The sequence below is a fragment of the Ruegeria sp. AH7 genome (assembly GCF_056541325.1).
The window spans coordinates 192539-211626 of sequence record NZ_JBQFYF010000001.1 but is presented as its reverse complement, the minus strand read 5'-3'; the positions used below and the strand labels follow the sequence as shown (position 1 = coordinate 211626).

Annotated in this window: 22 protein-coding genes, 3 tRNA genes and 1 riboswitch; of the genes, 16 read left to right on the top strand and 9 right to left on the bottom strand. The window is 56.8% G+C overall.

Features of this window, described 5'->3' with window-relative positions; translation table 11 throughout:
• Window positions 1-139: 139 nt before the first annotated feature.
• The gene (locus ACR0JX_RS01100) at window positions 140-364 is read left to right on the top strand and encodes a DUF1127 domain-containing protein (RefSeq protein WP_170533071.1); all 225 of its coding nucleotides are present in this window, start codon (window positions 140-142) and stop codon (window positions 362-364) included.
• Between the two features lie 406 nt (window positions 365-770).
• Here the strand turns inward: ACR0JX_RS01100 and ACR0JX_RS01095 are convergent, their stop codons facing one another.
• On the bottom strand, window positions 771-3227 hold the full coding sequence (locus tag ACR0JX_RS01095; protein ID WP_480540658.1) for an ATP-dependent helicase: 2457 nt from the start codon (window positions 3225-3227) through the stop codon (window positions 771-773).
• A 177-nt stretch (window positions 3228-3404) separates the two neighbouring features.
• Here ACR0JX_RS01095 and ACR0JX_RS01090 point away from each other — a divergent pair, with 177 nt between their 5' ends.
• The 3 genes from ACR0JX_RS01090 to ACR0JX_RS01080 all read left to right on the top strand — a co-directional run bounded on the left by ACR0JX_RS01090 (window position 3405) and on the right by ACR0JX_RS01080 (window position 8590).
• The gene (locus tag ACR0JX_RS01090) at window positions 3405-4541 is read left to right on the top strand and encodes an alpha-hydroxy acid oxidase (protein ID WP_480540656.1); all 1137 of its coding nucleotides are present in this window, start codon (window positions 3405-3407) and stop codon (window positions 4539-4541) included.
• A 146-nt stretch (window positions 4542-4687) separates the two neighbouring features.
• The gene (locus tag ACR0JX_RS01085; protein ID WP_480540654.1) at window positions 4688-8125 is read left to right on the top strand and encodes a pyruvate carboxylase; all 3438 of its coding nucleotides are present in this window, start codon (window positions 4688-4690) and stop codon (window positions 8123-8125) included.
• An 81-nt stretch (window positions 8126-8206) separates the two neighbouring features.
• Window positions 8207-8590 (top strand): MAPEG family protein, encoded by a 384-nt coding sequence (locus ACR0JX_RS01080; RefSeq protein WP_480540652.1) that lies wholly within the window; start codon window positions 8207-8209, stop codon window positions 8588-8590.
• A gap of 24 nt (window positions 8591-8614) precedes the next feature.
• Here ACR0JX_RS01080 and ACR0JX_RS01075 read toward each other — a convergent pair whose 3' ends face one another.
• Window positions 8615-8758 (bottom strand): hypothetical protein, encoded by a 144-nt coding sequence (locus tag ACR0JX_RS01075; RefSeq protein ID WP_480540650.1) that lies wholly within the window; start codon window positions 8756-8758, stop codon window positions 8615-8617.
• Between the two features lie 148 nt (window positions 8759-8906).
• On the opposite strand from ACR0JX_RS01075, the gene ACR0JX_RS01070 reads away from it, so the two are divergent.
• The 3 genes from ACR0JX_RS01070 to ACR0JX_RS01060 all read left to right on the top strand — a co-directional run bounded on the left by ACR0JX_RS01070 (window position 8907) and on the right by ACR0JX_RS01060 (window position 10040).
• Window positions 8907-8981: transfer RNA gene (locus ACR0JX_RS01070), tRNA-Gly, on the top strand.
• Between the two features lie 33 nt (window positions 8982-9014).
• A tRNA-Gly gene (locus tag ACR0JX_RS01065) sits at window positions 9015-9089 on the top strand.
• Window positions 9090-9173: 84 nt separating this feature from the next.
• Window positions 9174-10040, top strand: coding sequence for a GNAT family N-acetyltransferase (locus tag ACR0JX_RS01060; RefSeq protein WP_480540648.1), 867 nt, complete (start codon window positions 9174-9176; stop codon window positions 10038-10040).
• Here the strand turns inward: ACR0JX_RS01060 and ACR0JX_RS01055 are convergent.
• The gene (locus ACR0JX_RS01055; RefSeq protein WP_170532103.1) at window positions 10037-10276 is read right to left on the bottom strand and encodes an Lrp/AsnC family transcriptional regulator; all 240 of its coding nucleotides are present in this window, start codon (window positions 10274-10276) and stop codon (window positions 10037-10039) included. The genes ACR0JX_RS01060 and ACR0JX_RS01055 overlap by 4 nt on opposite strands.
• A 154-nt stretch (window positions 10277-10430) precedes the next feature.
• On the opposite strand from ACR0JX_RS01055, the gene hisB reads away from it, so the two are divergent.
• Together hisB and hisH are read left to right on the top strand one after the other, a co-directional pair.
• The gene (gene hisB / locus ACR0JX_RS01050) at window positions 10431-11018 is read left to right on the top strand and encodes an imidazoleglycerol-phosphate dehydratase HisB (protein ID WP_480540645.1); all 588 of its coding nucleotides are present in this window, start codon (window positions 10431-10433) and stop codon (window positions 11016-11018) included.
• Complete coding sequence (gene hisH / locus ACR0JX_RS01045) at window positions 11019-11657, top strand: imidazole glycerol phosphate synthase subunit HisH (protein ID WP_480540643.1); 639 nt, start codon at window positions 11019-11021, stop codon at window positions 11655-11657.
• Between the two features lie 4 nt (window positions 11658-11661).
• On the opposite strand, the gene ACR0JX_RS01040 is transcribed toward hisH, so the two are convergent.
• Window positions 11662-12063, bottom strand: a complete 402-nt coding sequence (locus tag ACR0JX_RS01040) for a DUF2147 domain-containing protein (protein WP_480540641.1) — start codon at window positions 12061-12063, stop codon at window positions 11662-11664.
• Window positions 12064-12197: 134 nt separating this feature from the next.
• Between ACR0JX_RS01040 and hisA the strand changes: the two genes are divergently transcribed.
• Both hisA and ACR0JX_RS01030 read left to right on the top strand, forming a co-directional pair.
• A complete protein-coding gene (gene hisA, locus ACR0JX_RS01035; RefSeq protein ID WP_480540639.1) occupies window positions 12198-12920 on the top strand; it encodes a 1-(5-phosphoribosyl)-5-[(5-phosphoribosylamino)methylideneamino]imidazole-4-carboxamide isomerase in 723 nt (240 codons plus the stop codon).
• 4 nt (window positions 12921-12924) lie between these two features.
• Window positions 12925-13389 (top strand): DUF2867 domain-containing protein, encoded by a 465-nt coding sequence (locus ACR0JX_RS01030; protein ID WP_480540637.1) that lies wholly within the window; start codon window positions 12925-12927, stop codon window positions 13387-13389.
• A 3-nt stretch (window positions 13390-13392) separates the two neighbouring features.
• Here ACR0JX_RS01030 and ACR0JX_RS01025 read toward each other — a convergent pair whose 3' ends face one another.
• Complete coding sequence (locus ACR0JX_RS01025; protein ID WP_480540635.1) at window positions 13393-13839, bottom strand: DUF302 domain-containing protein; 447 nt, start codon at window positions 13837-13839, stop codon at window positions 13393-13395.
• A gap of 120 nt (window positions 13840-13959) precedes the next feature.
• Between ACR0JX_RS01025 and hisF the strand changes: the two genes are divergently transcribed.
• From hisF to ACR0JX_RS01005, 4 genes are all read left to right on the top strand, one after another.
• The gene (gene hisF, locus ACR0JX_RS01020) at window positions 13960-14721 is read left to right on the top strand and encodes an imidazole glycerol phosphate synthase subunit HisF (protein WP_480540633.1); all 762 of its coding nucleotides are present in this window, start codon (window positions 13960-13962) and stop codon (window positions 14719-14721) included.
• Entirely contained in the window at window positions 14721-15134 is a 414-nt protein-coding gene (locus tag ACR0JX_RS01015) for a hypothetical protein (RefSeq protein ID WP_480540631.1), read from the top strand. The genes hisF and ACR0JX_RS01015 overlap by 1 nt, the downstream gene beginning before the upstream one ends.
• A complete protein-coding gene (locus tag ACR0JX_RS01010) occupies window positions 15131-15439 on the top strand; it encodes a phosphoribosyl-ATP diphosphatase (protein ID WP_480540629.1) in 309 nt (102 codons plus the stop codon). Before ACR0JX_RS01015 ends, ACR0JX_RS01010 begins: the two co-directional genes overlap by 4 nt.
• A 65-nt stretch (window positions 15440-15504) precedes the next feature.
• A complete protein-coding gene (locus ACR0JX_RS01005) occupies window positions 15505-16071 on the top strand; it encodes a hypothetical protein (RefSeq protein ID WP_480540627.1) in 567 nt (188 codons plus the stop codon).
• A gap of 2 nt (window positions 16072-16073) precedes the next feature.
• On the opposite strand, the gene ACR0JX_RS01000 is transcribed toward ACR0JX_RS01005, so the two are convergent.
• The 4 genes from ACR0JX_RS01000 to rlmB all read right to left on the bottom strand — a co-directional run bounded on the left by ACR0JX_RS01000 (window position 16074) and on the right by rlmB (window position 18369).
• A complete protein-coding gene (locus tag ACR0JX_RS01000) occupies window positions 16074-16544 on the bottom strand; it encodes a CoA-binding protein (protein WP_480540625.1) in 471 nt (156 codons plus the stop codon).
• 198 nt (window positions 16545-16742) lie between these two features.
• Window positions 16743-17195, bottom strand: coding sequence for a YHS domain-containing (seleno)protein (locus ACR0JX_RS00995; RefSeq protein ID WP_480540623.1), 453 nt, complete (start codon window positions 17193-17195; stop codon window positions 16743-16745).
• A gap of 105 nt (window positions 17196-17300) precedes the next feature.
• Window positions 17301-17615: a hypothetical protein gene (locus ACR0JX_RS00990; RefSeq protein WP_480541732.1), complete on the bottom strand. Its 315-nt coding sequence runs from the start codon at window positions 17613-17615 to the stop codon at window positions 17301-17303.
• Entirely contained in the window at window positions 17596-18369 is a 774-nt protein-coding gene (rlmB, locus tag ACR0JX_RS00985) for a 23S rRNA (guanosine(2251)-2'-O)-methyltransferase RlmB (protein ID WP_480540621.1), read from the bottom strand. Before rlmB ends, ACR0JX_RS00990 begins: the two co-directional genes overlap by 20 nt.
• Before the next feature lie 116 nt (window positions 18370-18485).
• On the opposite strand from rlmB, the gene ACR0JX_RS00980 reads away from it, so the two are divergent.
• Window positions 18486-18569: transfer RNA gene (locus ACR0JX_RS00980), tRNA-Tyr, on the top strand.
• A gap of 237 nt (window positions 18570-18806) precedes the next feature.
• Window positions 18807-19012: riboswitch (cobalamin riboswitch) on the top strand.
• Window positions 19013-19088: the final 76 nt, after the last annotated feature.

The window sequence follows — 19088 nt, the reverse complement described above, 5'->3', positions numbered from 1 at the left end:
CAAGTTTTTGATATCTATGCATTTGCTGCATAGCAGCATTGTTATCGCAACCTATTGTGCAATTGCAGCATTGGCTTATCTTCAGTCTCAAGCAAACGCTGGAAATGACCAGCACAGAGAGATGAAAGCGAGTGAGCACATGGCAGTCGCAACCAACACTTCCGCGCTGAAAGGCGCACACAGCAACGGGCTGAACGCATGGATCGAAGCCGCCAAAACCCGCTTTGCCAGCTACCGGATGTATCGTCAGACAGTCAATGAGCTGTCCAACCTTTCGGATCGGGAACTGGCCGATCTCGGCCTGCATCGCTCGATGATCCGACGTCTGGCCAAGCAAGCCGCCGACGAACACACAGCGCGTTAAGCGCCCAGAACAACCGAGATCAGGCCCTTCCTCCTCCCTTTAGGGTCTGTAATCAGCGGCAGCATCTACCTCCTCCCTGATGCTGCCGCACCTTATACCGGCCCAAATAGCCGGAAACTGATACATCGGGGCTCTCCTCCTCCCTGCTCTGATGTTGAAAGCGCGCGGTGACGTCTACCTCCTCCCTGACGTCGCCGCGTCTTCCCCATACCGGGCTCAAACCCGGGTGCTGATACATCAGGGCTCTCCTCCTCCCTGCTCTGATGTTGCAAAGAGCGGCGGTTCCCTCTCCTCCTCCCTGGGAACCGCCGCTTTTCTTTTGCAAACAGCAAAAAAGGGGCGCGAACGCCCCCACCTTCTTCTGTTCAAAAATACTTCGGAGCGCGAGGCAGAGCCTCGCAAAAGATCAAAACGGCACGTCGTCCTTCGCAGACAGGAACCGAGAGACAACTTTCTTGGTCCCGGCCTTGTCAAACTCGACCTCGACCTTGTCGCCTTCAATGCCAACCACGCCGCCATAGCCGAACTTCTGGTGAAACACCCGCTCACCCAATGTAAAACTGGCCACTGCCGTTGCATCGATCACCGTATTCCGGCTTTCCTTGGGTTGCGACATCCCATACTGCCCCTGCCGCGCCTGCATCCGTTTCCAGCCGGGCGAGTTGTAGACATTCGCCTCGGCTGCGCGGGTTTCGATCCCTGCCGTTGTCTGACCACCACCATACAGCCCCGGAGGCGTCAGCACCTCTACATGATCCCCGGGCAATTCATCGATGAACCGTGAAGGAATCATTGATTGCCAACCTTTGAAGTCACCAGAGAAGATCAACCTATTCGAAGCAAACGAAATTGTGCAAACTTCCTCTGCGCGGGTGATACCGACGTATGCTAGGCGTCGTTCCTCCTCAAGCCCCTTCAATCCTGATTCGTCCATTGAGCGCTGGGAGGGAAACAACCCCTCTTCCCACCCCGGAAGAAAAACGGCCGGATACTCTGAGCCTTTGGCGGCATGAAGAGTCATTATAGATACCTTTGGCTCGTCGTTGTCCTGCTCGTTGTCCATGACCAGGCTGACATGCTCCAAAAACCCTTGCAGGTTTTCAAATTCGTCCAAGTGGTTGACCAGTTCCTTGAGGTTTTCCAATCGTCCGGCAGCCTCATGATCGCGGGGTTTTCGCGCCGGTCGTGGATCCATTTTAAGTTCTTCATCGGAAAGAGGTTTTAGGTAGCTTTCCGTATAGCCACTTTCGTCAAGGATGATCTGAGCCAATTCAACATGTGAAAACTCAGGGGTGCTATATCGGACAGGTTCAGTAACGTCATCAATTACGGAATCATCGTCGACTTCAATCGTGGCACCCCGTGTCAGATCATTCCAGCGAGCAAGTCCATCGACTAGTTCCCGCAAAGACGTAGCGCCTTTCCCTTTGATCAAACCTCTATCAACCGCGATGCGCGCGCTTTCGACCTGAGATTTGCCTTCCTCCCGGGCTATACGTTGGATGGTTTGTTGAGCCTTTTCCCCTAAACCACGCTTCGGCGTGTTTACGATTCGCTCGAAGGCCAGATCATTGTCAGGACTAACCACAACCCGGAAATAAGCAATGGCATCCCTGATTTCCATTCTACGGTAGAAGGGCACCCCCCCAATGACTCTATAGGGCATACCGATTTTCAGGAACCGATCCTCAAGAACTTTCATTTGGTGAGTGGCTCGAACCAGTATCGCGATTTCTTCAAGCTCAAAGGGTCGCATACCGCGGGTGCCGCCTTGCATTGCGTCGATTTCGTCACAAATCCAGCGGGCTTCCGCTTCGGCGTCCCAGTGTCCGATCAGCCGAACTTTTTCGCCATCTTCGGCGTCAGTCCAAAGTTCCTTACCTAGTCTAGTCTGGTTGCCGCGAATGACATTGGAGGCAGCCGCCAGAATATGTGGGGTCGAGCGGTAGTTTTGTTCCAACCGCACCACAAACGCGCCGGGGAAGTCCTTTTCGAACCGCAGGATGTTGCCCACCTCAGCACCACGCCAGCCATAGATCGACTGATCATCGTCCCCCACACAGCAAATGTTCTTGTGCCCCCCGGCCAGCAGACGCAGCCAGAGGTATTGGGCGACGTTTGTGTCCTGATACTCATCCACGAGGATGTAGCGGAACCAGCGTTGGTATTGCTCCAGCACGTCCGCATGGGTCTGAAAAATCGTGACCATGTGCAAAAGCAAGTCGCCGAAATCCACTGCGTTCAGCTCACGCAATCGGGTCTGGTATTGGGCATAAAGCTCAACACCTTTTTTATTGTACGCGCCAGCATCCGCAGCGGGCACTTTGTCAGGTGTCAGTGCACGGTTTTTCCAATCGTCGATAATGCTAGCCAGCATCCGGGCAGGCCAACGTTTGTCGTCTATGTTGGCCGCCTGCACCAATTGCTTGAGCAAACGCAGCTGATCATCGCTGTCCAGAATGGTGAAATTCGACTTTAGATCGACAAGCTCGGCGTGACGCCGCAAAAGCTTGACGCAGATCGCGTGGAAGGTGCCAAGCCACGGCATCCCCTCGGCGGGTCGACCTAGCATACGCCCGACACGCTCTTTCATCTCGCGCGCCGCTTTGTTGGTGAATGTCACCGCAAGAATTTCGTTTTCGCGCACCCGGTGGGTTCTGAGCAGATGGGTGATCCGCGCCGTCAGAGCCTTGGTTTTGCCCGTTCCAGCCCCAGCCAGCATCAAAACCGGCCCGTCCAGATGCTCAACCGCTTCGCGCTGCGCCGGGTTGAGGTCGTTGAGATAGTCAGCCGACGCCGCAGGCATCGCCCGCGCCGAAAGCGATGCGCCCTCGAAGGCGTCCATTTCGTCGTAACTGCTCATACCCCCAAACTACGCGGGTTGCGTGCCGAGGGGAAGAGTTTGTTCACGGCTTGTTCACTCATTTTTTTGGGGCCGAACACCTACAAATTACGCACGAACCTCACCCCGATGTAGGCGCAGACCCGTAAAACAACCTCAGATGCTTGCCGAATCGCAGCACAAGGCGGATCAATCCGCATGGATTTGCATAGCACTTACCCTGGTATTTCGGACCTGAAGCGCCGCGCGCGACGGCGGTTGCCGCGCTTTGTCTGGGATTATGTGGAAAGTGGCACGGGCATGGAAACTGCCCTGCAGCGCAACCGGGATGCCCTCGACCGTGTACAGCTTTATCCCGCAATCCTGCGAGGTGAGAGAGATTTTGACACCCGCACGCAGTTTTTAGGCCAGAACTACCCGATGCCGTTTGGTATTGCCCCGATCGGTATGTCGGGACTGGTCTGGCCGGATGCCGAAGGTCTGCTGGCCCGGACCGCCGCCAAGGCCCGGCTGCCCTACACGCTCTCAACCGTCGCGGCACAAAGCCCCGAAGATTTGGCACCCAGTATTGGCGACAATGCATGGTTCCAACTCTATCCGCCCAAAGACCCTGAAATACGCGCCGATTTGCTGTCTCGCGCACGCAACGCGGGTTTTAGGACTCTGGTGCTGACCGTCGATGTTCCTGTGGCCTCTCGGCGCGAGCGTCAGACACGCTCTGGCCTCACGCAACCCCCAAGGCTGACACCACGATTGTTGGCCCAGATCGCGATGCGACCCGCCTGGGCGTTGGGGATGTTGCGGCAGGGGTCGCCCAGAATGCGCACGCTGGACAAGTACATAGACAGCGGACAGAACCTGCCGCCAACTGCCCATGTGGGGTATCTGCTGCGCACTTCGCCAGATATGGACTACGTAAATTGGCTGCGCGATCACTGGGACGGGCCATTGATCTTCAAAGGTGTAATGCGCGCCGAAGACGCCGAGCCGTTGGAGCGCGCGGGCGTTGATGCGCTGTGGGTGTCAAACCACGGCGGGCGGCAGTTCGATGCAGCCCCGGCCAGTATCGAGGTTTTGCCAGAGCTGCGTGCGGCAACCACCCTGCCGCTGATCTTTGACAGTGGCATCGAAGGTGGCCTGGACATCCTGCGGGCGTTGGCCTGTGGGGCGGATTTTGTCATGCTGGGGCGAGCGTTTTTGTACGGGATGGCAGCCTTGGGTCCGCGAGGTCCGGCGCATGTGATCGATATTCTCAAGCAGGATATGCTGTCCAATATGGGACAGATGGGCACCTTTTCCTTGGACCAACTGACCCAAAGTAAATTAAGGAATTGATGCTGCAACGCAGCGACGTTAAGAAAAGCGCACAAATAAAAGGCGTTTGCGAGCGTTAACATGCCGGTTCTACCCAGAAAGACTGATGTATCTGCGCGTAGTGTCCGGCTAAGAACACGCCCAAACCATCAACACCGGGACCTGCTATGACTGACTTCAAAAAGATCCTCATCGCCAATCGCGGCGAGATTGCCATTCGCGTGATGCGCGCCGCCAATGAGATGGGCAAACGTACAGTCGCAGTCTACGCAGAAGAGGACAAGCTGGGTCTCCATCGCTTTAAAGCGGATGAAGCCTATCGCATTGGCGAAGGGATGGGCCCGGTTGCCGCTTATCTGTCGATTGATGAGATCATTCGCGTCGCCAAGGAATGCGGCGCAGATGCGATTCACCCCGGATATGGCTTGTTGTCGGAAAACCCCAGCTTTGTGGATGCCTGTGTGAAGAACGGGATCACGTTCATCGGGCCCAAAGCGGAAACCATGCGCGCCTTGGGGGACAAGGCCAGCGCCCGGCGGGTCGCCATCGAAGCAGGTGTGCCCGTGATCCCCGCAACCGAGGTTCTGGGCGATGACATGGATGCGATCCGGGCGGAAGCCAAGGAAATCGGCTATCCCCTGATGCTGAAGGCCTCCTGGGGTGGTGGCGGGCGCGGCATGCGCCCGATCGAATCCGAGGACGAGTTGGAAGAGAAGGTTCTAGAGGGTCGCCGTGAAGCCGAAGCCGCCTTTGGCAATGGCGAAGGCTATCTGGAAAAGATGATCACCCGCGCCCGCCATGTCGAAGTGCAGATACTGGGTGACAAGCATGGTGAGATTTACCATCTGTATGAACGCGACTGCTCGGTCCAGCGCCGCAACCAGAAGGTCGTGGAACGCGCCCCTGCCCCTTATTTAAGCGACGCGCAGCGCGCCGAGATTTGTGAACTTGGCCGCAAAATCTGCGCCCATGTGAACTATGAATGCGCGGGCACTGTCGAATTCCTAATGGATATGGAAACTGGCAAGTTCTACTTTATCGAAGTGAACCCACGTGTGCAGGTTGAACATACTGTTACCGAAGAGGTCACAGGTATCGACATCGTTCAGGCCCAGATCCTGATCGCCGAGGGCAAAACTCTGGCCGAAGCCACCGGTGCAGCCAGCCAGGCCGACGTGCATCTGACCGGCCACGCATTGCAGACCCGGATCACCACCGAAGACCCGCAGAACAACTTCATCCCCGATTATGGCCGCATCACTGCCTATCGCTCGGCCACGGGCATGGGCATTCGTCTGGATGGTGGCACGGCCTATGCTGGTGGGGTGATCACGCGATACTATGACTCGCTGCTGACCAAAGTGACCGCGAAGGCACCGACTCCTGAGGCTGCGATTGCGCGGATGGATCGTGCACTGCGTGAATTCCGGATTCGGGGGGTCAGCACCAATATCGACTTTGTCATCAACCTGCTGAAACACCCGACCTTCCTGTCAAACGAATACACCACAAAGTTCATCGACACGACACCGGACTTGTTTGCCTTCAAACGCCGCCGTGACCGCGGCACCAAAGTGCTGACCTATATCGCAGATATCACCGTGAACGGGCATCCCGAAACCAAGGACCGCCCCGAGCCGCGTGCTGACCTGAAAGAGGCCAAACCTCCGGCGCTGCGGGGTGAGCCGCAGATGGGCACCCGTAACCTGCTGGAACAAAAAGGACCACAGGCGGTTGCCGACTGGATGAAGGCGCAGCGGCAGTTGCTGATCACCGACACCACGATGCGGGACGGGCATCAATCGCTGCTGGCCACACGGATGCGGTCGATCGATATGATCAAGGTCGCACCCAGCTATGCGGCCAACCTGCCGCAACTGTTTTCGGTCGAATGCTGGGGCGGTGCGACCTTCGATGTGGCTTACCGCTTTTTGCAAGAATGCCCGTGGCAGCGTCTGCGTGATCTGCGCGAGGCAATGCCGAACCTGATGACCCAGATGCTGCTGCGTGGTGCGAATGGTGTTGGCTATACCAACTACCCCGACAACGTGGTGCAGGAATTCGTCCGGCAGGCCTCACAGAATATCGACGTGTTCCGTGTCTTCGACTCGCTCAATTGGGTCGAAAACATGCGCGTCGCCATGGATGCGGTGGTTGAGAATGGCAAGATCTGTGAAGGCACGGTGTGTTACACCGGTGATATCCTCGACCCCGACCGCGCCAAATATGACCTGAAATACTACGTCGGCATGGCGAAAGAGCTGCGCGATGCTGGGGCTCATATCCTGGGTTTGAAGGACATGGCCGGTCTGCTGAAACCCGCCTCGGCCAAGATCCTGATCCGCGCCTTGAAGGAAGAGGTTGGCCTGCCGATCCACTTCCACACGCACGACACCGCTGGGATTGCCAGCGCCACCATTCTGGCTGCCTCTGAGGCGGGCGTGGATGCTGTGGATTGCGCGATGGACAGCTTCTCGGGCAACACCAGCCAGGCGACTTTGGGCACCGTGGTCGAAGCCTTGCGCCACACTGACCGCGACACCGGTCTGGACATCAAAGCGATCCGCGAAATCAGCGACTACTTCGAAGCCGTGCGCGGCCAATATGCCGCTTTTGAATCCAGCCTTCAGGCGCCAGCGTCCGAGGTCTATCTGCATGAGATGCCTGGCGGTCAGTTCACCAACCTCAAAGCCCAGGCCCGGTCCCTGGGACTGGAAGAGCGTTGGCATGAAGTTGCCCAGATGTATGCTGATGTAAACCAGATGTTCGGCGATATCGTCAAGGTGACACCGTCATCGAAAGTGGTTGGCGACATGGCGCTGATGATGGTCAGCCAGGGCCTGACACGGGACGAGGTGGAAAGCCCGGACACAGATGTGGCCTTCCCCGACTCGGTCATCGACATGATGCGCGGCAATCTGGGTCAGCCTCCGGGTGGGTTCCCGAACACCATCATCCAGAAAGTGTTGAAGGACGAAGCGCCGAACACGCAGCGCCCCGGAAAGGACGTACCTCCGGTCGATCTGGAAGCCACCCGCGCCGAACTGTCCAAGCAATTGGAGGGCAAGGAGGTTGATGACGAGGACCTCAATGGTTACCTGATGTATCCCAAGGTTTTCCTGGATTATATGGGCCGTCACCGCACCTATGGCCCCGTCCGCACCCTGCCGACCCGCACCTTCTTTTATGGAATGGAACCAGGTGACGAGATCACCGCCGAGATCGACCCGGGCAAGACGCTGGAAATCCGCTGTCAGGCCATCGGAGAGACCGATGAAAAGGGTGAGGTGAAAGTCTTCTTTGAACTCAACGGGCAGCCTCGGGTGATCCGGGTGCCGAACCGCATGGTCACGTCATCCACGCAGGCGCGACCCAAAGCCGAAGCGGGCAATCCGAACCATATTGGTGCCCCGATGCCGGGTGTTGTGGCAACGGTTGCGGCCAGTGTCGGACAACAGGTCAAAGAAGGTGATCTGCTGCTAACCATCGAAGCCATGAAGATGGAAACCGGCATTCACGCCGAACGCGATGCGGTGGTCAAAGCGGTTCATGTTCAGCCTGGCGGCCAGATTGACGCCAAGGACCTGCTTGTGGAACTGGAATAAGCTGTAAAATCAGCTAAGCTTTGAATGGCCGCGCGGGTAACTGCGCGGCCATTTTGCATGACCCAGACGGAGGCCCCAAGAATGCTGACTATTACCCCGATCTATGCCGCATTGATCGCAATTCTTTACGTCTGGCTCAGTGCAAAGGTCATCTCGGCGCGCCGCAGCGGGAAGGTCTCGGTCGGAGATGGAGATGACAAAGCGCTTATCAAAGCGATGCGCACACACTCAAATTGCGCGGAATATGCACCTTTTGCGCTGCTCTTGATTGCAATGGTCGAGTTGCAGGGCGCACCCGGTCTGTTGGTGAACCTTTTAGGTTTGTTGATCCTGGCGGGGCGTTTGATGCATGCCTATGGCTTTGGCAGCAACCCTCAGGTTGTGGTTCTGCGGCAGATCGGAATGCTTCTGACATTTGGCGCCATTCTGGTCGGTGCTGTCGCCAATCTTGTCCTGGCTCTGTAAACCGCTCGGCTGGGTTTATTCTGGCTACGTGCTGGCTTCGACAACCGGTGCAGCAGCGATTGCGGGATATGTATGCCCAACGTGCTGCGGCTGGGCATCTATGGCGCAAAAGCCAATCACGATCATCACTGCAAGGGCCGCCATCTTAAGGTCTGCAATCTGCAACATCTGTTCACCTCCTCGAATTTTGTTCTCATGCACTCTGATTCTTGAACGCGACCGACACCGGTTTCCGTCGAAAGATTTTTCCGGAATTTTGTGTTTTTCCGCTTGCAGCCTCGCGTGGGACTTTATACATCCCTCCTCACTCAACGGCGCGGGCGTAGCTCAGGGGTAGAGCATAACCTTGCCAAGGTTAGGGTCGGGCGTTCGAATCGCCTCGCCCGCTCCATTGAGAGGTCTTTGGACCATACAAGTATCTGATGCGGGCGTAGCTCAGGGGTAGAGCATAACCTTGCCAAGGTTAGGGTCGGGCGTTCGAATCGCCTCGCCCGCTCCAGATACCAACCTTTCTCGAACATGCTGGTCCTTTGCAAAACGTTGCGCCATTCTGGCGACATTACGAATTGCAGGATCATTAACCATGTCTGACTACGTCATCCGCCCCTTGACTGCAGCCGAACTTCAACACGCCGTTGACTGGGCCGGGCGCGAAGGGTGGAATCCCGGTCAGCACGATGCCGCGTGTTTTCGCCCTACTGACCCGGATGGCTTTCTGGGCGGATTTCTTGATGGTGAAATGATCGCGTCAGTATCCGCGGTGAACTATGACGATGCGTTTTCTTTTCTGGGCTTTTACATCGTCCGTCCCGAATTTCGCGGATCGGGCCATGGGCTGGAGATCGCCCAGCACGCGCTGGCCCATTGCGAGGGGCGCAATATGGGTCTGGATGGTGTGGTCGAGCAACAGGACAACTATCGCAAATCCGGCTTTACCTTTGCCTATAACAACTACCGCTTTACCGGAACAAAGACCGGGATATTGGCCGCTCTTGGGTCGCAAGCGACTGCGCATATATCCGTCCTGACTGAGATATCCGAGGATTTGCTGACCTATGACCGGGCCCTATTCCCTGCCCCGCGTAGCGTTTTCGTGCGTGAATGGCTGCGCGCGCCTAGCCATGCCTCACGTGCCTTTATCGAAAACGGGACGATCAGGGGCTACGTGACCCTGCGCCCCTGCCAGATCGGATATAAGATCGGGCCTTTGTTTGCGGACAGCCCTGACATCGCACAGGCGCTGCTGGTCTCGGTCCTCAACACTATCCCCGAGGATCACGCAACGCATGAGGTGTTTATCGACATGCCCCAACCCAACGCCGCCGCCTTCGCGCTGGCCGATGCGTTGGGACTTGAGAAGGTCTTTGAGACCGCACGAATGTATTCGGACCATGAACCCGATATCGACCTGAACCGGATTTTCGGCGTGACGACGTTTGAGCTGGGCTAGAACGCCTTGAACGTCATTGTCGTCAATGAGCGTTCGATACCGGGAATCACCAGCAGGTTTTCATTGATGAAATGGCCCACATCTTCGGATTCGGGAATATAGAGCTTGAGCATCAGGTCATATTCACCGCTGGTAGAATAGAGCTCGGAGTGGATTTCGCGCAGCGCGATCTCTTCCGCCACTTTATAAGTGGTGCCGGGTTTACAGCGGATCTGGATGAAAACGCAGGTGGACATGGGCCGGGCCTTGTTGGTTCGTGTTGCGCTCAGGCTGGCACGGGCCGCGCCCGGGTGCAATCCCCTGCAACAGTTTGCAGCGAAGGCCTCAAGCGGTCTGGATAGGCAGCCCGTCCGCGTCTATAAGCGCCCCTGTAGCAAAAGGAATTCGCCCATGCGCAGCGCTAAGATCAGTCGTCAGACCGCCGAGACCGAGATTTCGGTCCAGGTCAATCTGGATGGGACCGGCCAGTATGACAACCAGACCGGTGTTGGTTTCTTTGACCACATGCTGGATCAGTTGGCGCGTCATTCGCTGATCGACATGACGATCCGGGCCAAGGGCGACTACCACATCGACGACCACCACACGGTCGAGGATACGGGGATCGCGCTGGGTCGGGCGCTGACTCAGGCTTTGGGCGATAAAAAGGGGATTCGCCGCTATGGTGAATGCCACCTGCCCATGGATGATGCGCAAGTGCGTTGTGCACTGGACCTGTCTGGCCGTCCGTTCCTAGTTTGGAACGTGGACCTGCCAACCCAGAAGATCGGCACGTTCGACACCGAGTTGGTGCGTGAGTTCTTTCAGGCGCTCAGCACCCATGGGGGCATCACCCTTCATATCGACCAGTTGCACGGCTTTAACAGCCATCACATTGCCGAAGCCACATTCAAAGCGGTTGCGCGGGCGCTACGCGAGGCGGTCGAAACCGACCCGCGCAAGGCAGATGCGATTCCGTCGACCAAAGGTGCCTTGTAGATGCTGACTGCCATTATCGACTACGAGAGCGGTAATCTGCACTCGGCCGAGAAGGCGTTTCAACGCATGGCACAGGAAGAGAACGCGGGCGAGGTCGTGGTGACCTCGGACGCGGATGTCGTTGCACGCGCCGATCGGCTGGTGTTGCCTGGTGACGGAGCCTTTCCCGCCTGCGCGGCAGAGCTGCGGGGGCATAAGGGTATCTACGACGCCATGGTCGAAGCGGTCGAACAGAAAGGTCGCCCGTTTCTGGGCATCTGCGTCGGAATGCAACTGATGGCCTCAAAGGGCCATGAATACAGCGAAACCGATGGTTTGGGCTGGGTGGCTGGCGATGTGGTGCGGATTGAACCGTCAGATGCTGCACTGAAGGTGCCACATATGGGTTGGAACAATCTGGTTCTGGAAAGCGATCACCCAGTGTTCAACGGGGTCGCATCCGGTGATCATACCTACTTCGTCCACTCCTACCACTTCCGTGTCACAGACCCGGTGCAGCGTTTGGCATATGTGAACTATGGGCAAGAGGTCACGGCCGTGATCGGCCGCGACACGATGGTGGGGATGCAGTTTCACCCTGAGAAGAGCCAGGATGTGGGCCTGCGCATGATCGGGAACTTCCTGACCTGGACCCCGTAAAAGCTTATTGAACGCGCGTCCAGGTCTGCCCGCGGCAGACCAGGCCACCAGCGACACATCCTTTGACCGTCAGCTGGTTCTGGCTGTCCAGGGTCATCTTCGAATTGTAGGTCTTATCCCGATCCGGGGCCCAGATCTTGCCGCTGTCATAGCTTCCGCCACCTTCGGGCACCATGTCCCAGATAATCTGCTTGCCCAGATTCTCATAATCCAATTGCTGATCGCCATTGCCATCAAACGCACTGTCTATAGTGCCACAGATCGCGCTGCCGCATTCACCGATGGTGACGTGCAGATACCCCCCGGTGTCACCCGGCTGTGTTTTCCACAGCCCATCAACCGGGTCCGCCGCCATTGCGCCGGTCGCCAAGGTTGCAAAGACAACGGATGTTGCGAGTTTCTTCATAGTAACCTCCCTGATTTGGTGTCAGTCTGGCGTGCCATTGGGCATCGGACAAGATTGACTTTGCGTCGCGTTGCATCCCCGGCCCGGCTTGTGCGATATGCCGCCCATGTAACATTTAGATAAGGTCGCCCGACATGATCCTCTACCCTGCCATCGACCTCAAAGACGGCAACGCCGTGCGCCTGGTGCGCGGAGAGATGGATAAAGCCACCGTTTTCAATGAGGACCCGACCGCTCAGGCCCGTGCATTTGTCGAGGCTGGGTGCGAGTGGTTGCACCTTGTCGATCTGAACGGCGCTTTCGCGGGTGAGCCGGTGAATGCCGCCCCGGTCGAAGCGATCCTGAAAGCCTGCGATGTGCCCGCGCAGCTTGGTGGTGGTATCCGGGACATGGCAACCATCGAGACCTGGATCGACAAAGGACTGGCCCGCGTCATTCTGGGAACCGTCGCCGTCGAAAACCCCGATCTGGTGCGCGAAGCGGCCAAAGCCTTCCCCGGCAAGGTCGCCGTTGGGATTGATGCACGCAACGGCCTGGTCGCAACCAAAGGCTGGGCTGAAGAAACGGACGTTCAGGTCACCGATTTGGCGCGCAGTTTTGAGGACGCAGGCGTTGCGGCGATCATCTACACCGACATCAACCGGGATGGGGCGATGCAAGGCCCAAATATCGACGCAACCGCCGCGCTGGCGAAAGCTGTTTCAATCCCTGTGATCGCTTCGGGCGGCGTCTCTTCGATTGAAGACCTGCTTGCCCTGCGCGATTGTGGCGCAGCCTTGAATGGTGCCATTTCCGGCCGCGCCCTTTATGATGGGGCGATCGATTTGAAAGAGGCTCTGACAACTCTCAGAGAATAGCGCGATGTTCCATTCCGCTGTCAAACGCACGGCACTATCGGCCCGAAGCTTGCTTCACAAACGAATCAAACAGGGCGATTTCCTGGACTGTTTCAGTGTTGCGTCGGATTTGTCTCCACGTCAGGCAGCAGAGATTATCACCAGCTTTCCGGCATGGGCCATGACGCTTGTTCGATTGCGCGGAGTATTGGTGGCGCCGTTCGGGCTCAGCACCGGCGGGCCCAGTGCGACCGACAAGGTCGGGATATTTCCTGTTGAGCATGACGACGAGACCGAGGTGATCGCAGGCTTCAACGACCGTCATCTGGATTTTCGTGTTTCGGTCTTGTCTGAAAATGGCCGTATCTCGCTGGCGACCTGGGTTCACCGGCACAATCTGGGCGGACGCTTGTACCTGGCAGTGATCCTGCCTTTCCACATCCTGATCGCCAGAAATGCGCTTGCACGCGTCAGTCGCGCAAGCGCCTAGGGCTTAACCAGCCGCCGCCGCAGTCAGTTTGGCCAGCGCTCCGCGCATTTTCTCGACCACGGGTGAGTTTTCGACTTCGTCCAACTCGTCCATCGTTTCTTTCGGGTCCTCATAGGCCAACCAGACCTGACCCTCTGCATCTTGATAGGCCTGCACCTTCAGCGGCAGGAACAGCCCTGCACGAGGGTCAATCAGCATGGCAGGCGTGCCCAGAGCGGGGTTTCCGAAAATCAACACCTGGTTGGGTGGGATCGGCGTGCCCACCTTTTCGGCCCCCGCCGCGTGATCAATCCGCGCAAAAACGGTTGCACCCGCATTGCCCACAGCGGCTTCCAATGCATCCAGCGCCTCGGTCACGGATTTTTCGGTTTGTATCTTGATAATATCGTCAGCCATGGCGGTCAAAGCGCCTCCGATTGTGAAAACTGATGCCAGAAGAAGATGTCTCATCGCAGTCGTCCTTTTGCTGAATTTCACACCTAATTTCCATGGCTTCGCCACAGATCACAATCACAAGTCTGGCATCGGCGGGGCTTTGCCGGTAGAGGTGCGCCAAGCAAAGGAAGGTTCATGCTCAAAATCCGCATCATTCCCTGTCTGGATGTTGCCGATGGCCGCGTGGTCAAAGGCGTGAATTTCGTGGGCCTGCGCGATGCGGGCGATCCAGTGGAGTCGGCCAAGGCCTATGACGCAGCAGGCGCGGACGAAATCTGTTTTCTGGACATCCACGCGACGCATGAAAACCGCGGCACGATGTTCGATGTGGTTCGGCGTACTGCCGAACAATGCTTCGTACCCCTGACCGTTGGTGGAGGCGTGCGCACCAAGGATGATGTGCGCGCCCTGTTGCTGGCGGGTGCTGACAAGGTCAGTTTTAACTCGGCCGCTGTCGCCAACCCGGATGTGATCGCGGAAGCCGCGGACCAGTTTGGTAGTCAGTGCATCGTCTGTGCCATCGACGCCAAAACCGTAAGCCCGGGGAAATGGGAGATTTTCACCCATGGTGGGCGTAAACCCACAGGAATCGATGCGGTCGAATTCGCCAAGACTGTTGTAGCCAAAGGTGCAGGAGAAATCCTGCTGACGTCTATGGACCGTGATGGCACCAAGGCCGGGTTCAACCTGCCCCTGACCCGGGCGATCAGTGATGCAGTGGACGTGCCAGTGATCGCCAGTGGCGGTGTTGGCACCCTCGACCATCTGGTCGAAGGTGTGACTGAGGGTGGCGCGAGCGCAGTTCTGGCCGCCTCGATCTTCCATTTCGGCGAATACACAATCCGCGAGGCCAAGGAACACATGGCCGCTGCGGGCATTCCGATGAGATTCTCTTAATGCTTTGGGAAACAATATCTGTCTTAGAATTGGAAACCGAGCACGCATCGTGCGACTGCTGTACTACCGTCACCAAGCAGGCGACCGGTGAATTGACACACAATGGTGATTTCATAGGCTGGTACACCGTATTGTATTCGGAAGAGTTCACCGCTCACCCTCCGACGATCACAGTATATGTTGGAGACTGGGGCGAGGAGGCTTCTGTCGAAACCAGATGGGGCACACGCGTGTCCTGGCATGCTGACGGCTGCACACTGTTGGATTGGGACACCGAGACCAAAAAAGACCTCACCCTATTCACACCGTTGGATCGGGATGAGGTAGTTGGCTCAAACTTTGCCCACGAGCTTTGGGCCATGGTTGATGCTGTGATCATGAAAGATAGCCGACTAAAGGAACTTCATTCATGACAATACTTGAAAGTCTTGAACAGGTTATTACAGCCCGCAAAGGGGCCGACCCCGACTCCAGCTGGACTGCAAAACTGCTGGCCAAGGGCCCAGAAAAATGCGCCGAGAAATTCGGAGAAGAAGCCGTTGAGGCGATCATCGAAGCCGTCAAAGGGGATAAGGACAAGCTGACCTCCGAAGCGGCAGATGTACTGTACCACCTGTTGGTGATGCTTGCCGCGCGCGACGTTGCGCTGGATGATGTGCTGGCTGAACTCGAACGACGTCAGGGCACCAGCGGTATTGCTGAGAAGGCCACGCGCTAAGTAATCTTCCGATCTGCTAGTTCCAGCTTTATGATCCTTCGAGATATCCAATAGGGGAAATCGGAATGATCAGAGCTTTGGCCTTTGTTCTGGCTCTTGTGGGTTTGGCAGCCTGCGCTACCCCTCCTCCGCAGACTGGGGATGAGGTGCAGCGTCTTGCAGTCGAGATTCGGACCTTAGGGCCCGGGATTGACCCGGAAGAGGCCGACCGCGCCGCCCGGATCGCCTATGCCTACACAGCCCAGCTGGCGCAGGAATATCAGATCACTGATCCCCCGCTGATCCACAACACGAAGGTCAACAGGGGGCTGCGGCCGCGCGGGCTGTGCTGGCATTGGGCCGAAGATATCGAGCGTCGATTGAAGCAGGAAAACTTCGAAACACTTACGCTGCATCGCGCCATCGCCAATGCCGACAACCCTTTCCGTATTGATCACAGCACAGCGATTATCAGCCGTGCCGGAGACTCGATGTATGAGGGCGTTGTGCTGGACCCTTGGCGCTATGGCGGGGTTTTGTTCTGGTCCCCGCTGTCAGATGACAGCCGATATGACTGGATTCCGCGCGATGTTGTTCTAGAAAAACGGCGCCTCGAGCAAGTGGCGCGGTTGAAACCCTATGTCGCCAACTAGGTTCAAAGCTTCGATGAGATGATGCCAGTGCTGAACCCGCCCATCCGCAGTTCACCAAACAGGCGCTGATATTCGATTTTGGGGCAACGGTTCATTACCACATCCACCCCACGGGCCTGCGCCGTTTCAGCAGCCTCAGGATGCTCGACCCCGATCTGCATCCAGATGGTCCGAAGCTTGGGGAACACCTCTAGCGCCTCATCGACGATAGGTGGAACAGCTTCGGAGCGCCGAAAGATATCGACCATATCGACAGGTTCAGAAATCTCGGACAGGGCACCACGCACCGTTTGGCCAAATAATTCCTTGCCAGCGTGGCCCGGATTGACGGGGATAACGGTATACCCTTTCAACGAAAGATAGCGCGCCACGTAATAGCTGGGCCGCACCGGGTTCATCGACACCCCAACCACCGCTATGGTTTTGGTACGTTGCAGGATAGTTTTCAGATGATCGTCGGAATAGTCAGCCATGGCCGCATCCTAATCACAGCCGCAAAAAAGAAAAAAGCGCCCAAGAAACCTTGGGCGCCAGTTGTTGGAACGAGGGACAGTGAAATGACCCGCGGCAGTTCCGTTCCGCGGTCACTGTGACATTTAGGCATGATCTAGTTAAAAAAAAGACCAAGCGCTCATTTTTGTGATGACTTTTCACAAAAAACGGAAATTCGCCTAGTCTTCGTACAGAATGACGGGCCAATTCTCTTCGGCCAGATGGATATTTGCCGTCCTGTCCTGTTCCCAAATCCGCTCAACCGCCGGGGAATGAGTGAGGTACAAACGCCCATCCACGACCTGCCAAGCCATCGGGTCAGTGCTTTTCAGAACACCATTTGCCATCGCATAGGAACAATAACCCCCGAACTGAGGCGCAAAGGCGCGCGGGTTGCTTTCAAACCGTTCGCGATTTTCCTGCGACGCAAAATGCCACTGGGCCCCTTTCCACATGACGGCAATGCTTGGTTCACCCCGAACCGGTACTGTACTGTCGAAATAGGACACTGGATCATACCCCGCCATCGCGGCGCCATCGGTCGCAAAATAGACAGGTTTGTCCTGCGCCCAAGCGAAAGGTGCAAAAGCGATGGCTGTCAGTATACCGAATATGAAACGGCGGTTTTGCATCTGGGTCCTGTAGCAAAGAATCGAGCACCTAAGATGCAATTTTTGAACCGCTGTGAAACCCCCGTTGACGTGGATGTGAACATCCTTGCGAATGCATGGCAGCCCTTAATCAAAGATGTCTTCTATAACATCCCAGGCTTCATCCAGAACACGATAGAACGTGCTCTTTTTCTTCTTCTTTTTTCGAGACTTCGGAGGTGCTGCATGGCTGATCGCCGTACGAGCAGGCTTTGATTTTTGAACCTTGTGCTTTGGCAACATCTTAAGATCGTGCAGAGGCGCACCACAGCTTGAACAACTCAGCTCGTGCCGTTTCTTCCCGGTCAGAACCAGGGCAGCCCGAGTACCGCAATAGCAGCAGGTTGCGATTTTGGACGGTCCGGAAATAGCGATCTCCTGTCTAATGGTGCCGAGAGGCATATAGGGCGATTGCGGCAGCATTTGAGACGTTCAGTGACCCAAATCCCCCGGATGCGTCAATTTTCACCAATTGATCCACAGTCTCTTTGGTCTTTTGCCGCAATCCCGGCCCTTCAGCACCCAATACCAGCGCCACAGGTCGATCCCTTTGGTTCCCCAGGGCTGTTTCAATAGTTTCATTCGCCTCGCCATCCAGACCGAGCACCAGAAACCCCATCGACTGAAGCTCGGTTATGGCATCGGCCAGATTGCGCACCCTTAGATAAGGCTGACGTTCCAATGCGCCGCTGGCGGTCTTGGCCAGTGCCCCGGTTTCAGGGGCCGAATGATGCCGGGTTCCGATCACAGCACTTGCACCCAGTACTTCGGCTGACCGAAGAATCGCACCCACATTATGTGGGTCCGTTACACGGTCCAGTAGGATCACGCGGGGATGTTCCCGTCCGATGCAGTTCTCGGCCAAACCGCCCCACTCCAGCGGCTTAACCTCAAGCGCTGCCCCTTGATGCACCGAACCCGCATCGATCGGGGCACTGAACTTGCGCGGATCAACCATCTCGGCCTCGATCCCTGCGAATTCAATGGCTTCGAGCAGTTTGTCCCGCGCGTTTCGTGTCACAATCAGGCGCAGTTTCTGGCGCTTGGGGTTCATCAAGGCGTCGCGCACGGCGTGTAAACCAAACAGCCAAACCGTTTCGGCCGCTGCTGCTTTTCGTGCCTGTTCCTTTTCAACAACCCACTTGGGTTTTTTCATTCTGAGGGCCTCCGGGCCATGAATTCGCTTTCCTGCGTCAATGCCGTATTTTCCTGTTGACGCTCCTTTGGTGCGCTAGTAATCACGCCTCCACGTCAGGTGCAACGCCTGACAGTGGGCGACAGGCCGCAAGGTGTGGCAGGGGACTGTAACTCCCTCGCGGAGACGCACGCCTGGTTCGATTCCAGGGTCGCCCACCACTCTCACAAAGCTTCCAGATCTCAGAGTAAAACGCCCCCACCATTGGCCTGTGCCTTCAGTTATGAAGAGCAGTCTAGTCATCCGTCAAACATTTGGTTCAGTGACGTGGTCACTGTTAAACCTTTCGAAAGCCGCAGGCTAAGCCCAGCCATGCCGCTCAGCGACTGCCACAGGTCGTTTTCCTGTACCCGACGTAGCGGTTGTCGGCGACACGCTTGACAAGCACCGTATCAGTGCCGCATGTCCGATCCGTTGGTGTCCTCGTAAGAGGATGAAAAGGGAATGCGTCAACGGGTTTACCGCCAAACGCAGCCGCCCCCGCGACCGTGACCGGAGAGGGTGCCCAAAGCCACTGGCCAAAGGCTGGGAAGGCAGGACATCCGACAGGGTATACACCCTGACATCCGCAAGCCGGGAGACCTGCCAGCGCCCGAAGATGAAACCGGACGGGGTGTTCCGGTGTGGGGCTTGGATCGGCCCACATGAAACCCCGTCCCCCAGATTTGACTAAGGGGGAT